We start from the raw sequence: 14,170 nt of genomic DNA, 5'->3' as shown, positions 1-14,170 counted from the left end.
TGTCCTCTAAATCTTGCGTTTCTCTACCTAAACAGCAGCTGCACCGCCGACGATCTCACTCAACTCTTGGGTAATCGCCGCCTGACGGGCTTTGTTATACACCAATTGTAGATCGTCAATCAGACTACCCGCATTATCGGTTGCGGCTTTCATCGCAACCATTCGAGCTGCTTGTTCGCAGGCGAGGTTTTCAATCGCACCTTGATACACTTGAGACTCTATGTAACGAACCAAAAGTCTGTCGAGCAGAACTTTGGCATCTGGCTCATAGATATAGTCCCACTTGTGCTTCATCAGCTCTTCATCATCCGATTTAGGCAAAGGCAGCAATTGACTAATGTTGGGCTTCTGCGACATGGTGTTCATGTAATGGTTGTACACCAAGTACAGACGATCGATCTTGCCTTCGTTGTAGGCATCAAGCATGACACGGACTGTACCAATCAGCTCTTTTACCGTTGGTTCATCCCCCAGCCCCGAGGTCTGAGCGAGTACCTTACAACCATGGCGACCAAAGAACGCTGCCGCTTTGCTGCCCACTAAGGCCAGATCCACTTCAACATTTTTGTCTTGCCACTCTTTCATGTTTTGTGAAACTTCTTTGAACAAATTAAAGTTCAAACCACCACACAAACCACGATCAGTGGAAATGATCAAATAGCCAACTCGCTTGGTCTCCCGCTCATTCATATAAGAATGGCGATACTCCAAGCTGCCAAGGGCAATATGCCCAATCACGTTGCGCATGCTTTCAGCATAAGGGCGGGAAGCTTCCATTCGAGCTTGCGTCTTACGCATCTTCGAAGCAGCTACCTTTTCCATCGCACTCGTGATCTTCTGAGTGCTTTTTACACTCGCAATTTTACCTCGAATCTCTTTAGCACCGGCCATCTCTCACTCCTCGTATAAAGTGAAATACAGAAAAACCTGTATTACCAGCTTTGACCAGCCACGAAGCCATCAAGAACCGTCTTCAAACCACTGGCAACATCATCGCTGTATGCGCCGGTTTCGTTGATGGTGTCTATCAACTTGCTGTGCTCGCTAGTCGCGTAAGAGTGCAACGCCGCTTCAAAGTCACCGATTTTGTCGAGTGATATATCCTTGAGGTAACCATTCTCAGCGGCATACAACGAAACAGCCATCAGCGCAGTAGAGTACGGCGCATATTGTTTCTGTTTCATTAACTCTGTCACTCGCTGACCGTGCTCAAGCTGCTGCAATGTCGCATCATCTAGATCCGATGCAAATTGAGCAAATGCCTGAACTTCGCGAAACTGTGCCAGAGCCGTACGAACGGAACCACCTAGTTTCTTAATCACTTTGGTCTGCGCAGAACCACCGACACGAGATACCGAGATACCAGGGTTAACCGCAGGACGAATACCTGAGTTAAACAAATCGGTTTCAAGGAAGATCTGACCATCGGTAATAGAGATCACGTTGGTTGGAACGAACGCTGAAACGTCGCCACCTTGCGTCTCAATAATTGGCAGTGCAGTCAATGAGCCTGTCTGACCTTTCACTTCACCATTAGTGAACTTCTCAACGTAGTCAGCATTCACACGAGCTGCACGCTCAAGCAAACGACTATGAAGATAGAAAACATCACCAGGGTAGGCTTCACGACCCGGAGGGCGTTTTAGCAGCAAAGAGATTTGACGATAAGCAACGGCTTGTTTTGACAAGTCATCATAGATAATCAGTGCATCTTCGCCACGGTCACGGAAATACTCACCCATGGTACAACCTGAGTAGGCTGACAAGTATTGCAATGCAGCAGCTTCAGAAGCCGATGCCGCAACCACCGTGGTGTACTCCATAGCGCCGTTCTCTTCGAGCTTACGTACGACATTTGCAATGGTCGAGTTTTTCTGGCCAATTGCAACGTAAACACACTTAATACCTGAACGCTTTTGGTTGATGATGGCATCAATTGCTATGGCAGTTTTACCGGTTTGACGGTCGCCAATAATCAATTCACGCTGGCCACGACCAATTGGAATCATCGAATCGATCGCTGAATAACCTGTTTCAACAGGCTGATCAACTGATTGACGCTCAATAACCCCCGGTGCAATCACCTCAATGGGTGAGTAACCATCATGCTCAACAGGGCCTTTACCATCAATAGGTTCACCCAAGGCATTCAAAACGCGGCCTAACAACCCTCGGCCGACAGGAACCGAAAGAATATTGCCTGTTCCCTTAACGATCTGACCTTCAGCCAAACCTTCATAAGAACCCAAAACAACCGCGCCAACAGAATCGCGCTCAAGGTTCAATGCCATAGCAAAGCGATTGCCTGGCAATTCAATCATTTCGCCAAGCATCACATCGGCTAGGCCGTTGATGCTGATGATGCCATCGCTAACAGATACGATCGTACCTTCGTTGCGGGCTTCACTGGCAACATCGAATTTCTCAATCCGTTTTTTGATCAGCTCACTGATCTCATTGGAATTCAGTTGCATGCTCTGCTTTCCCGTTTATGACAGTAATGAATCAGCCATGCGATCCAGCTTGCCGCGAATAGTGTTATCAATCACCAAATCGCCAGCTTTGATCACAACACCGCCAAGCAGTGTGCTGTCTACATTACAAATCAACTTAACTTTACGTGACAAACGTACTGCCATTGCCTGACTAATTGCTTGCTTTTGAGCAGCATCTAGATCGGTGTTTGAGGTGCAGTATACGTCAATCTCTAGTTCATGCTCCGCTTTCAAAATCTGATACAAGCGGAACACTTCTGGTAGTGCTTGAAGACGTTTGTTTTCGGCCATTACCTTGATCAAGTTACGACCATGCTCGTTGAGTTGCTCGTCGCACAGAGTGTTAAACACCTCCGCTGCTTTTTCAGCATTACCGGCAGCAGCCAGTAATGTTGAAACCTGCGGCTCAGATGAAACAGCAGCGGCAAACGCTAACATTTCGTTCCAATCCGACAGCGTATTGTTCTCAATAGCAAAGTCAAAAGCTGCCTTAGCATAAGGGCGCGCAATCGTAGTCAAATCAGACATGTCGCCACTCCCTTATTACAGCTCTTTAGCCAACTGATCTAAGATATCGGCATTAGCAGCCTTATCGATCGAACGAGCCAGAATTCGCTCAGCACCAGCAACAGCCAGTACCGCGACCTGCTTACGCAGTTCTTCCTGTGCTCGATTTCGTTCAGCTTCAATTTCAGCTCGCCCTTGAACGAGGATTTTTTCCCGTTCACCGCGCGCTTCAGTTTGTGCTTCTTCAACAATCTGATTTTTGCGACGGTTAGCTTGCTCTAAAATTTCAGTGGCTTGCTGCTTAGCTTCTTTTAACTTATCCGCGGCATTATTTTGCGCCAATTCTAAGCTTTTTGAAGCACGTTCAGCGTCAGCAAGGCCGTCAGCAATTTTCTTCTGACGTTCTTCGATCGCACTTATCAGCGGTGGCCACACATATTTCATGCAGAACCACACGAACACCGCAAAAGCGATCATTTGTCCAAACAAGGTAGCGTTGATACTCACAACACATCCTCCTTATTCACTGCTGTTCGCATTAATGAAATAGTTAGCTTATGCAGCGAACAATAGGTACAAGCCGATACCAACTGCGATCATTGGAATCGCATCAAGCAAACCTGCAACGATGAACATCTTTACTTGCAGTTGTGGCGCCAGCTCAGGCTGACGGGCAGAGCTTTCTAGGAACTTGCCGCCTAGAATAGAGAAACCGATACCGGTACCCAGGGCTGCAAGGCCCATCATCAGAGCAACAGCGATGTATTTCAAGCCAAGTACGTCCATCTTAATCTCCAGTTATTAGCTTTGATGGTTTTAACGAACAAATAGTTAGTTACGAGTTAATGATCTTCGTGTGCCATGCTCAGATACACAATGGTTAACACCATGAATATGAACGCTTGCAGCGTGATGACCAATATGTGGAAGATAGCCCACCCGATTTGCAACACACCACCAAGCGTACCGAGAACGGCGCCGGCGCTGTATAAAATGGCTATCAAAATAAAAATCAACTCGCCTGCATACATGTTACCAAACAGACGCAAGCCGAGTGATACTGGCTTAGCCAGTAGGGTGATACTTTCAAGAAGGAAGTTAACCGGTACAAATAGCGCCTGAATGAATACATTGCTGCTATTAAAAGGGTGTAAGGTTAGTTCTTTCAGGAAACCGATAGGGCCTTTCACTTTAACGCTATAGAACAGCATCAAAGCAAAAACGCCAAGAGCTAGGGCAAATGTTAAATTAAGGTCTGTAGTCGATACTATTTTTTGATATGGAACGCCGCTTACTTGAGCCGCATAGGGAATCAAATCAACCGGGATAAGATCCATCAGGTTCATCAAAAATACCCAAACAAAAATAGTTAAAGCCAATGGCGCAATTAACTTATTTTTTCCATGAAAGGTATCGCGAACACTGCCATCAACAAACTCGACAAGCATCTCAACAAAACATTGAAGTTTACCGGGCACCCCGGTTGTAGCTTTTTTACCCACTCGGCGGAATAACCATAGAAAGAATACACCGAGAGAGATCGACCAAAAAAGTGAGTCTGCATTCAACACCCAGAAACCAGCCTCACTGCAGTGGTGTCCCCACTGCAGGCCATGCTCGGTCGAGCAAACCTGAAGGTTGGTGAGGTGGTGCTGGATGTACTCGGTCGAAGTTAAAGGTTCACCTGAGGCAGCCATAGCTCATCCTGATTTTATTTTTTTGAAAACATAACCGGTATCGATGCACTGACCAATACCATTACACAAAAAGTTGTTAAAAAGGGCAGCGGAGGTAACTTGAACTTCGCTAACGCTAAAGCAGCAAAGATAAGTGTCGCGCTCCATTTTAAATGTAACCCCTGCTTGAAACCTGACTTTATCAGTCCAGCCTGTCTGGCTCCATTAAATCTTAGTGCCGACCAGATAAAAACTAACTGTCCTACCGACACGGAAAGACCACCACAAAATGCGGCGATACCATCAATGTAGTCTGCAACTATAGTCCATGATAAACCGGTAGCAACAGACAAAAACAGCAGAATCTGCACCTGTTTTATCGCTACACGCCTAGTTTGCGAAATTAATGGGATCACAAGGCTTTTTTCTTTAATTTATTATTGGCAAGCCAATTTGCTAGCGGAGTATAAAGGCATTTATTGACTGAGCGCAAATGGACATTGTCTATCCGTGCTAGGCCATTACTTAATGTGCTCAAGAATCCCATCAAGCTCATCCAGATTAGTATAACTAATGACCAACTTACCTTTGCCTTTAGAAGTATGATTGATCATTACATTGGCTCCTAAGCGCTCTGCCAAATCAGTTTGTAACTGGGTGATATTTGGATCAATGGTAGGTTCTGGCTTCGCTTCAGGCGGATCCATAATCTTCCGCACCAAGCGCTCAGCTTCCCTAACGGTCATGCCTTTACCCACCACGATGCGAGCAGCTTCAGATTGTTGCTCACCTTCAAGCGTCAACAGAGCACGGGCATGCCCCATCTCAATGTCGCCACGCTCTAGCATAACCTTAACGTCATCATTCAGGTTATTTAAGCGTAATAAATTGGTCACAGTAGTGCGAGATTTACCTACGGCATCAGCGGTTTCCTGATGAGTAAGCTGAAATTCAGTCATTAAGCGTTTTAATGCGATAGCTTCTTCCATCGCATTAAGATCTTCACGCTGAATATTTTCAATCAACGCAATAGCCACAGCAGCTTCATCGGGCACATCTTTAACCATGCAGGGAACAATATCTAACCCGGCTAATTGAGAAGCACGCCAACGCCGCTCACCGGCAATAATCTCATATTTACCACTGGCAACTTTGCGCACCACAATCGGCTGGATAATGCCCTGTGCTTCAATAGAATGCGCCAACTCTTCCAGCGCTTCCGGTGACATATCTTTACGAGGTTGATATTTGCCAGGCGTGAGTTGTTCAATCGGGAGTTTTTGCATCTCTCCCTTCGGAATGGCCGCTGCGGACTGCGCTTCGCCATCAGCCTGAGCATCCACTCTATCTCGAGCTGCCTGGCTGGTACTTAGCAGGGCATCTAATCCGCGGCCCAAGCCTCTACGTTTAGGTGTCGACATGAGTTGAACTATTTCCTTAAGACGTTAGGCTGATTCTGAATTAGCACCACTGAGCTCGGCACGACGCAGGATCTCACCTGCAAGTGCTAAGTATGATTTAGCGCCAGTCGAGTTTTTATCGTAGTACATACTTGGTGTACCAAAACTAGGCGCTTCAGCTAAGCGGATATTTCGAGGAATAACAGTACGGTAAACTTTGTCACCAAAGTGCTGTTTCAGCTGCTCTGATACATCACAGGAGAGGCGATTTCTAGGATCGTACATGGTGCGAAGTATACCTTCGACATGTAGCCCAGGATTCACTGCCGCTGATATTTTACTCACGGTATCAACCAATGCGGTCAATCCTTCCAGAGCAAAGTACTCACACTGCATTGGTACCAGTACAGAGTCAGATGCCGCCATCGCGTTGACCGTCAATAAGTTCAACGAGGGTGGGCAATCGATAAAAATGAAATCGTAACTATCTCGCACTGGATGCAATGCATTACGCAGGCGCGTTTCCCGCGAGAAAACTTCCATCAACTTAATTTCGGCCGCCGTGACATCGGCATTAGCAGCGATCAGGTCATAACCACCGGTTGTTTCCGTGACCACCACGTCATTAAACGGCTCTTCATCAATCAATAGCTCATAAGCGCTTTTCGGCACTTCATATTTGTCGACACCGCTACCCATGGTCGCATTACCCTGTGGATCGAGATCGATCAACAGCACTTTGCGTTTGGTGGCGGCCAGCGACGCGGCCAGGTTGACAGCTGTGGTTGTCTTACCGACACCACCTTTCTGGTTTGCTACTGAAATGACTTTACCCACGACAGACCCCAATCGAGTTATTGGTTGCGTATGATCTCTACCAAGTGACGAGCTTCATCCAGCTCAGGTACTTGTAACGGATGTACTGCTTTGACTGTAAAGTCGGCAGGCAGTTGTGCAAGTTCCTGTTCAGGATAAGTGCCTTTCATGGCTAGAAAATAACAGCCCAAATGGCTACACCAACTGAGCATATCACCTATCGACGCAAAGGCGCGACTGATCACAGCATCAAATGGGTGATCCGGCTGGAATTTTTCAACTCTACTTTGTATAGAAGTGACATTAGTGAGTCCTAACTCATGACAAACCTGCTTCTGAAAGCGAATGCGCTTACCCAGACTATCAAGCAGAAAGAATTGAGTCTCGGGCATCATAATTGCCAATGGGATCCCAGGTAACCCCGGACCCGTCCCCACATCGATGACCCGTTTGAGTCCGTCCATATGGGGTAAGACCACCAAACTGTCTAGAATATGACGTACTAACATCTCTTGCGGATCACGCACAGAGGTGAGGTTATACGCTTTGTTCCACTTGTTCAGTAGCGCCAAAAAACCTAACAGTTTGTCACTCTGCTCATCCGTCAGCGACAAACCTAAGCTGTTCGCTTGGGTTATCAGTTGGGTTTTAAACTGTTCCATCAAGCACTCTTTTTCAATAAACCAAGCTTCTTCAAATGCACCAGTAAGATCGAGATAGCAGCCGGTGTGATCCCTGATATACGGGAGGCTTTACCGATCGTTTCTGGCTTACTGTTGTTCAATTTGGCGATCACTTCGTTAGAAAGCCCGGGGACATTGGCGTAATCAATATCTAACGGTAGCAGAGTATTTTCATTACGTTGCAGTTTGGCTATTTCATCTTTCTGCCGCTCAATATAACCAGCGTACTTCGTTTGGATCTCTACTTGTTCTGCCGCTTGTTGATGCTCCAATCCAGCCCCGATACCTTCGAGATCTGAAAGCATCTGATAAGTCACTTCAGGTCGGCGTAGCAAGCTTTCCAAGTTAGTTTCCCGCGCCAATGGTGTTTTCAGCTTTGGATTGAGCTGGCTAGCTGCAACGGAATTAGCCTGTACCCAAGTCTCTTTTAGACGCTGTTTTTCTTGCTCAATAGCTTCGAGTTTTTCATTAAACGTCTGCCAACGGAGATCATCCACTAAGCCTAGTTCTCGCCCGATCGGCGTTAAACGCAGATCAGCGTTATCTTCGCGCAACAACAAACGATATTCCGCACGGCTGGTAAACATGCGATAAGGCTCTTGCGTTCCCAAAGTGGCAAGATCATCAACCAATACGCCCATATATGCCTGATCTCGACGCGGCGTCCACTGCTCAAGTTCATTAGCCAAGCGCGAAGCGTTAACACCGGCAATTAATCCCTGTGCGCCCGCTTCTTCATAACCGGTTGTACCGTTGATTTGACCAGCAAAAAATAGCCCTTGGATAAACTTGGTTTCCAGCGTGGCTTTAAGATCCCGAGGATCAAAGAAATCATATTCGATGGCGTAACCAGGTCGAGTGATATGGGCGTTTTCAAAGCCAACAATCGAGTGCACTAAGTTTAACTGGACATCAAATGGCAAACTAGTCGAGATACCGTTCGGATAAACCTCATGGGTAGTTAGCCCTTCAGGCTCAACGAATATCTGATGGGATTGTTTATCCGCAAAGCGCATCACCTTGTCTTCAATTGATGGACAATATCTTGGCCCCACACCCTCGATCACTCCGGCATACATGGGTGATCGATCTAACCCGCCTTTAATGATTTCATGGGTTTGTGTATTGGTATGGGTGATATAACAGGCGATCTGCTGGGGATGCTGCGATGCTTTTCCCATGAAAGAAAAGGTCGGTGTTGGCGCATCACCGGGTTGTGGCTCCATCACAGAAAAATCAATGCTACGAGCGTCAATACGGGGTGGGGTGCCGGTTTTTAAACGACCAACCCGAAACGGCAATTCTCGCATTCGTTGTGCTAATGCGATCGATGGTGGATCACCTGCGCGTCCACCACTGTAGTTCTCCATGCCGATATGGATCTGACCACCAAGAAAGGTACCTACCGTCAGCACCACCGCATCAGCTTTGAACGTCAGCCCCATTTTAGTTACCACACCGGTAACCCGATCGTTCTCAACTAAAAGATCATCGCAGGACTGCTGGAAAACTTTCAGATTGGGCTGGTTTTCTAATGCGTGACGCACGAAGGAACGATACAACTGACGATCAGCCTGTGCTCGTGTCGCTCTTACCGCTGGCCCTTTACTGGCATTGAGCGTTCTGAATTGGATCCCGCCATGATCGATGGCTGTGGCCATCAGACCACCCAGAGCATCAATCTCTTTCACTAAATGGCCTTTACCTATGCCACCAATAGCGGGATTACAGGACATCTGTCCTAAAGTATCTATGTTGTGGGTGAGTAAAAGTGTGTTCGCACCTGTTCGCGCTGATGCCATTGCTGCTTCAGTGCCAGCATGGCCACCACCAACAACGATCACATCAAACTTTTCATCGAACAACATATCTCAACCTCACGCATTAGGATCTCTAGGATCGCGATCCTTAGGATCTTTAAGGGTCGCATATTCTACTTGATGGCAGGGCTGGCGTGAAGTGAACAAAGGATCTTACTTGCTTAAATAAGATCAAAAAGATCTTTAGATCGATCTTTACTGATCTTTTAATTAGTACGGAGATCTCTGTGGATTAAGGTGTTAATTATATTAATTACAACAAGTTAGATTGTTTGAAAGCTGTGTGATCGTTGGGATCTAACGGGTATTGATCGTGGATGAAACACTGTTTTATCCACAACCGCATATACATGGGGAGAGATAATCTGGTTTTTTCAGTGTGTATTGTGGGTAACTAGGTTACTTATACACAGTTAAGATCCATAGTTGTTAAGCGATCTTTTCAATAAATTGTGGCAACCAGGCCTCGGCTGCATCTTCGGGGATCGGTGTTTCTTGGACATCAATCTCTAGTCGTTCGGCAACTTTATAGGCGCCTAAATCCTCAAGAACGGTATCTAGGGTCTTACTGCCTTCGCAAAAAGTGTCATAGCTGGAGTCACCTAAACCGATAACGCCATATTTTACACTGGCGAGATTAGGACGATGCATCAGCAGATATTCGGCCAGTGGCTGAATATTATCTGGAAGATCGCCAGCGCCATGGGTCGATGTGCAGATGAGCCAACGCTGGCTTTCATCATCTCTTGGTCGCCATTGATTAAAGTCGATCACTATTTCTGTGCTGTAGCCTGCTTGTTGCAACAGGTCTGCGGCGTGGTCTGCGACATATTCGGTCGCTCCTAGCATGGAGCCCACCAAGAGTTGAACTGTATTGCTCATCGAAAAACCTGCTTCAGAGTAAAGTGATGGCTATTGTAACCGCTCGCTGTCGCTTGTGGCTAATTCTGTGAGTAAGCCAAGGTATTTGATGTGAATAAGGCAGGATTAAGTTGGGGGTAAGTGATCGTTTATGATCACCCATAATCCCCAAGCTATAACTATTACTTATTGTTTTATTTGGTTATTTACCTATACAAAAGGAAGAAAAGATCTTTCCAAGCAGATCATCTGAACTAAATTCACCGGTGATCTCTGCTAATGCTTGCTGTGCCAGCCGTAACTCTTCAGCTAACAGCTCACCGGCACAATAGATATCTAACTGCTCTCGACCTTGGATCAGGTGCTGTTCAGCTTGTTTGAGAGCCTCTGTGTGCCGACGTCGGGCGGTAAATTGACCTTCGCCCCCTTGTCCTTGATAGCCCATAATCGCTTTTAGATGGACTTTTAGTTCATCAATACCGCTGCCCGTTTTCGCGGATATTTGGATTATTGGATAGCGACCTTCTGCGGTCGGCTTAGCTTGGATATCTGCAACATCCAATTTATTGCGTACCAGAGTGAGTGGTACATCGTTTGGTAGTTTGTCGACTAACTCTGGCCAGATCTTATGGGGATCAGTCTCTTTGGTTTCGCTGGCGTCAACCAGAAACAGGACTCTGTCTGCTTGGTTTATCTCTTCCCAGGCGCGTGCAATACCTATCTGTTCGACTTTGTCTGGGCTCTCTCTAAGGCCTGCTGTGTCGATGATGTGTAGTGGCATCCCGTCGATATGGATATGCTCTCGCAATACGTCTCGGGTGGTGCCTGCTATCTCTGTGACGATAGCAGCTTCTTTGCCTGCTAATGCGTTGAGTAAGCTTGATTTGCCGGCATTTGGTTTGCCCGCCAGTACCACGCGCATTCCTTCACGGATCAAGCTGCCTTGTTTGGCTTGTGATTGTACTTCCGCGAGTTGCTGCTCGATGGCGCTGAGGTCGCCGCTGATCTTGCCGTCAGAGAGAAAGTCGACCTCTTCATCGGGAAAGTCGATAGCTGCTTCAACGTAGATCCGTAGGTGGGTGAGTTGTTCTACTAACGCGTGTACCTGCTGGGAAAATACACCTTGCAGTGAGTGCAGGGCACTTTTGGCCGCGGCTTCACTGTTTGCTTCTATTAAGTCAGCGATCGCCTCTGCCTGTGTCAGATCCAATTTGTCATTTAGAAAAGCACGTTCGCTAAACTCCCCTGGATTGGCGATGCGTATACCGGGAATGCGACAGATCGCTTTCAATAGCATATCGACAACCACGGGCCCACCATGGCCTTGCAGCTCGAGTACGTTTTCACCGGTAAAGGAGTTCGGGGCTTTGAACAGTAGGGCTATGCCCTGATCCAATATTTGTGCTTTGTGATCTTTAAAGGGGAGGTACTCGGCGACACGAGGCGCTGGCACTTTTCCTAAAACGGTTTCAGCGACCAGCTCTGCGTCGGGACCGGAAACACGAATGATAGAAACGCCACCACGGCCTGGAGGGGTGGCTTGGGCGACAATTGTATCTATATGACTAGGCATAATGGCGATAATAATTAGGATAATTACCGTCATTATAAAGCAACAAGGGGCAACCTTGGTTGCCCCTTTTCACTGTTAGCTCAACTTGTTAGTTAGGCTTTGGCGTCTGCTTTGTCCATTTGGCGGTAGATATACCATTGCTGGGCAATGGATATCAGGTTGGATACCAACCAATACAGTACCAGCCCTGACGGGAACCAGAGGAACATAAAAGTGAATATGACCGGCATAAACTGCATCACTTTCTGCTGTGTTGGATCCGTAATGGTATTTGGCGACATCTTTTGCATCAACCACATGGAGGCGCCCATCAACAACGGTAATACGTAATATGGATCCTGTACTGACAGATCGTCGATCCAGAGGAAGAAGGGAGCCTGACGTAACTCATAGCTTTCCAGAAGTACCCAATAGAGAGCAATAAAGATAGGCATCTGGATAAGAATAGGTAGGCAACCACCCATGGGGTTAACCTTCTCTTTCTTATACATCTCCATCATCGCTTGCGACATCTTCTGGCGATCATCACCATAACGCTCTTTCAGTGCAGCCATCTTTGGCTGCAACTTGCGCATTTTCGCCATTGAGCTGAACTGCGCTTTGGTGAGGCGGTACATACTGCCTTTGACGGTTAGCGTGATTAGGATAATTGCGATACCCCAGTTAACCACCCAGCTTTGGAACAATACCAGCAACCAATGCAGAGGTTGCGCCAACATCCAGAGGAAGCCGTAATCAACCACTAGGTTGAGGGTTGGTGATAATGCTGACAGTGCATCCTGATCTTTAGGACCGACAAAAAGCGTGGTATTCAGGGTTTGGTCGGCACCCGCTGCAATGGTGGTTGCGGGGGCGATGAAACCTATGATGCCCTGACCATTACTGGTGCTGCTATAGATCTCGTTATTGTCATCGGCGCCTGGCACCCAAGCGCTAACAAAGTAGTGCTGAAGCATGGCCACCCAGCCGCCTTGGGTTTGCTTATTGAGCTTTTTCTCGCTCATATCGTCAAAGCTGAATTTTTCGTATCGTGAGTCGGCTGTCGAGTAAGCTGCGCCGCGGTAGGTTGGCATCAACATTGATCCGCCTTCACCCGCCATCGTTTGACGCAACTGCGCCCATACCTGGGTACTCAGTGGTTGGCTGGTGCCGTTATGGATGCGGAAATCTACATCAATAGAGTGTTTGCCACGGCTGAACTTGAATACTTTAGCGATCATGACGCCGTCATCGCGCTGGTAGCTCAATGGCACTGCCAACATATCTTCGCCATCGGCGAGGGTATAGTTCTGCTGTGCAGCTGCATAAAGTGGGCGGTTGTCCCGTGTATCAAAACCGGTTAAACCGCTTTGGGCGATGTAACGGAATTGATTGCTTTGGTGTAGCAACACGAACGGATCGTCTGAATCCAGCGTTAATGGGAATTCCATCAGGTCGGCGTGCACGACATCGCCACCCAAGGTGTCGATAGTGATGCGTAGTTTATCTGTTGTCACCGTGATTAAACGCGAAACAGGTGCCAGTGTATCATCTGCGGCAGGTGCCTGTGGCGCGGCTGGGGCGATATCTGGAATACCCTCTTCGCCACCAGTTGCTTGTGCGCTAGGTAGTGCGTCTGTGGCACTTGGCGTGGTTAAACTGGTTTCGACAGGTGCCGTATCTGGCTGACTGTAAGATACCCACTGCTGATACAGTAGGAAGCTTACCAGTAGAAACCCGATAAGCAGTAAATTGCGTTGTGATTCCATGGCTAATTCAGCTTATTTCTTATTAGGTGGTGGTGGCACCGGGTCGTGACCACCTGGATTACCAGGGTGACAGCGAGATATCCGGCGTAAGGCCAAGCGACCGCCCTTGATTAATCCATGCGCTTTGATTGCTTGAATCGCATATTCAGAGCAGCTTGGATAAAAACGGCACCTCGGACCTAACAGGGGGCTAATGATAATCTGGTAGCCCCGGATCAACAAGATTAGTGCGGCTTGCAGCGTTTGTTTAACAGTTTGCATAAGCGCTTCATTAGTTCGTAGAGTTCCTGCTTACTTAATTCACCAATACCGCGCTTCGCTACGACAATAATATCGATATTGGTCAGTTCAGCTTGGTGTTGGCGGAAGTACTCTCGCATTTGGCGCTTTATCTTATTGCGGCCAACAGCACGTTTAACGTGTTTTTTTGCCACAGTTAAGCCTAGACGCGGATGGTCTAGTTGGTTATGACGAGCGAGAAGAGTAAGTTGCGGGGAACCTGCCCGAACGGGCTTAGCGAATACAAATTGAAATTGGTCGGGTGTTAAGAGTCTTAACTCCCGACCGAATGCGTGCTTTGCCATCACTGGC

At 47.4% G+C, this 14,170-nt stretch carries 16 protein-coding genes; all 16 read right to left on the bottom strand.

What is annotated here, in order from left to right; all coding sequences use genetic code 11:
• Positions 1 to 27 precede the first annotated feature (27 nt).
• The gene (gene atpG / locus DU002_RS15305) at positions 28 to 891 is read right to left on the bottom strand and encodes a F0F1 ATP synthase subunit gamma (protein WP_114339281.1); all 864 of its coding nucleotides are present in this window, start codon (positions 889 to 891) and stop codon (positions 28 to 30) included.
• A gap of 41 nt (positions 892 to 932) precedes the next feature.
• On the bottom strand, positions 933 to 2,474 hold the full coding sequence (atpA, locus tag DU002_RS15300; protein ID WP_114339280.1) for a F0F1 ATP synthase subunit alpha: 1,542 nt from the start codon (positions 2,472 to 2,474) through the stop codon (positions 933 to 935).
• A gap of 15 nt (positions 2,475 to 2,489) precedes the next feature.
• Entirely contained in the window at positions 2,490 to 3,023 is a 534-nt protein-coding gene (gene atpH, locus DU002_RS15295; protein WP_114339279.1) for a F0F1 ATP synthase subunit delta, read from the bottom strand.
• A gap of 15 nt (positions 3,024 to 3,038) precedes the next feature.
• Positions 3,039 to 3,509 (bottom strand): F0F1 ATP synthase subunit B, encoded by a 471-nt coding sequence (gene atpF, locus DU002_RS15290; protein ID WP_114339278.1) that lies wholly within the window; start codon positions 3,507 to 3,509, stop codon positions 3,039 to 3,041.
• A 48-nt stretch (positions 3,510 to 3,557) separates the two neighbouring features.
• Complete coding sequence (gene atpE, locus DU002_RS15285; protein ID WP_114339277.1) at positions 3,558 to 3,788, bottom strand: F0F1 ATP synthase subunit C; 231 nt, start codon at positions 3,786 to 3,788, stop codon at positions 3,558 to 3,560.
• Between the two features lie 56 nt (positions 3,789 to 3,844).
• Positions 3,845 to 4,699, bottom strand: coding sequence for a F0F1 ATP synthase subunit A (gene atpB / locus DU002_RS15280; RefSeq protein ID WP_114339276.1), 855 nt, complete (start codon positions 4,697 to 4,699; stop codon positions 3,845 to 3,847).
• A gap of 14 nt (positions 4,700 to 4,713) precedes the next feature.
• On the bottom strand, positions 4,714 to 5,094 hold the full coding sequence (locus DU002_RS15275) for an ATP synthase subunit I (RefSeq protein WP_158538079.1): 381 nt from the start codon (positions 5,092 to 5,094) through the stop codon (positions 4,714 to 4,716).
• Positions 5,095 to 5,199: 105 nt separating this feature from the next.
• Positions 5,200 to 6,099, bottom strand: coding sequence for a ParB/RepB/Spo0J family partition protein (locus DU002_RS15270; protein ID WP_114339274.1), 900 nt, complete (start codon positions 6,097 to 6,099; stop codon positions 5,200 to 5,202).
• Between the two features lie 24 nt (positions 6,100 to 6,123).
• Positions 6,124 to 6,915, bottom strand: a complete 792-nt coding sequence (locus tag DU002_RS15265) for a ParA family protein (protein WP_114339273.1) — start codon at positions 6,913 to 6,915, stop codon at positions 6,124 to 6,126.
• Between the two features lie 17 nt (positions 6,916 to 6,932).
• Positions 6,933 to 7,556, bottom strand: coding sequence for a 16S rRNA (guanine(527)-N(7))-methyltransferase RsmG (gene rsmG, locus DU002_RS15260; RefSeq protein ID WP_114339272.1), 624 nt, complete (start codon positions 7,554 to 7,556; stop codon positions 6,933 to 6,935).
• Positions 7,556 to 9,445 carry a tRNA uridine-5-carboxymethylaminomethyl(34) synthesis enzyme MnmG gene (mnmG, locus tag DU002_RS15255; protein ID WP_114339271.1) on the bottom strand — a complete coding sequence of 630 codons (1,890 nt, stop codon included), beginning with the start codon at positions 9,443 to 9,445 and terminating at the stop codon, positions 7,556 to 7,558. Before mnmG ends, rsmG begins: the two co-directional genes overlap by 1 nt.
• Positions 9,446 to 9,826: 381 nt before the next feature.
• Positions 9,827 to 10,279 (bottom strand): FMN-binding protein MioC, encoded by a 453-nt coding sequence (gene mioC / locus DU002_RS15250; protein WP_114339270.1) that lies wholly within the window; start codon positions 10,277 to 10,279, stop codon positions 9,827 to 9,829.
• Positions 10,280 to 10,460: 181 nt separating this feature from the next.
• Positions 10,461 to 11,831, bottom strand: a complete 1,371-nt coding sequence (gene mnmE, locus DU002_RS15245) for a tRNA uridine-5-carboxymethylaminomethyl(34) synthesis GTPase MnmE (protein WP_114339393.1) — start codon at positions 11,829 to 11,831, stop codon at positions 10,461 to 10,463.
• 92 nt (positions 11,832 to 11,923) lie between these two features.
• Positions 11,924 to 13,579 carry a membrane protein insertase YidC gene (gene yidC, locus DU002_RS15240; RefSeq protein ID WP_114339269.1) on the bottom strand — a complete coding sequence of 552 codons (1,656 nt, stop codon included), beginning with the start codon at positions 13,577 to 13,579 and terminating at the stop codon, positions 11,924 to 11,926.
• 12 nt (positions 13,580 to 13,591) lie between these two features.
• Positions 13,592 to 13,840 (bottom strand): membrane protein insertion efficiency factor YidD, encoded by a 249-nt coding sequence (yidD, locus tag DU002_RS15235; RefSeq protein ID WP_114339268.1) that lies wholly within the window; start codon positions 13,838 to 13,840, stop codon positions 13,592 to 13,594.
• Entirely contained in the window at positions 13,804 to 14,163 is a 360-nt protein-coding gene (gene rnpA / locus DU002_RS15230) for a ribonuclease P protein component (protein WP_114339267.1), read from the bottom strand. Before rnpA ends, yidD begins: the two co-directional genes overlap by 37 nt.
• Between the last annotated feature and the right edge of the window lie 7 nt (positions 14,164 to 14,170).

The organism is Corallincola holothuriorum (assembly GCF_003336225.1).
In the GTDB taxonomy this organism is placed as follows: Bacteria; Pseudomonadota; Gammaproteobacteria; order Enterobacterales; family Neiellaceae; genus Corallincola; species Corallincola holothuriorum.
This window is presented reverse-complemented; position numbering and strand designations above follow the sequence as displayed.

What these genes read in the sequence shown, in the direction of transcription:
- mioC (WP_114339270.1), bottom strand. Translation starts at nt 10,279, where the DNA reads ATGAGCAATACAGTTCAACTCTTGGTGGGCTCCATGCTAGGAGCGACC.
- mnmE (WP_114339393.1), bottom strand. Translation starts at nt 11,831, where the DNA reads ATGCCTAGTCATATAGATACAATTGTCGCCCAAGCCACCCCTCCAGGC.
- rsmG (WP_114339272.1), bottom strand. Translation starts at nt 7,556, where the DNA reads ATGGAACAGTTTAAAACCCAACTGATAACCCAAGCGAACAGCTTAGGT.
- rnpA (WP_114339267.1), bottom strand. Translation starts at nt 14,163, where the DNA reads ATGGCAAAGCACGCATTCGGTCGGGAGTTAAGACTCTTAACACCCGAC.
- yidC (WP_114339269.1), bottom strand. Translation starts at nt 13,579, where the DNA reads ATGGAATCACAACGCAATTTACTGCTTATCGGGTTTCTACTGGTAAGC.
- atpA (WP_114339280.1), bottom strand. Translation starts at nt 2,474, where the DNA reads ATGCAACTGAATTCCAATGAGATCAGTGAGCTGATCAAAAAACGGATT.
- atpB (WP_114339276.1), bottom strand. Translation starts at nt 4,699, where the DNA reads ATGGCTGCCTCAGGTGAACCTTTAACTTCGACCGAGTACATCCAGCAC.
- atpH (WP_114339279.1), bottom strand. Translation starts at nt 3,023, where the DNA reads ATGTCTGATTTGACTACGATTGCGCGCCCTTATGCTAAGGCAGCTTTT.
- DU002_RS15270 (WP_114339274.1), bottom strand. Translation starts at nt 6,099, where the DNA reads ATGTCGACACCTAAACGTAGAGGCTTGGGCCGCGGATTAGATGCCCTG.
- mnmG (WP_114339271.1), bottom strand. Translation starts at nt 9,445, where the DNA reads ATGTTGTTCGATGAAAAGTTTGATGTGATCGTTGTTGGTGGTGGCCAT.
- yidD (WP_114339268.1), bottom strand. Translation starts at nt 13,840, where the DNA reads ATGCAAACTGTTAAACAAACGCTGCAAGCCGCACTAATCTTGTTGATC.
- atpE (WP_114339277.1), bottom strand. Translation starts at nt 3,788, where the DNA reads ATGGACGTACTTGGCTTGAAATACATCGCTGTTGCTCTGATGATGGGC.
- atpG (WP_114339281.1), bottom strand. Translation starts at nt 891, where the DNA reads ATGGCCGGTGCTAAAGAGATTCGAGGTAAAATTGCGAGTGTAAAAAGC.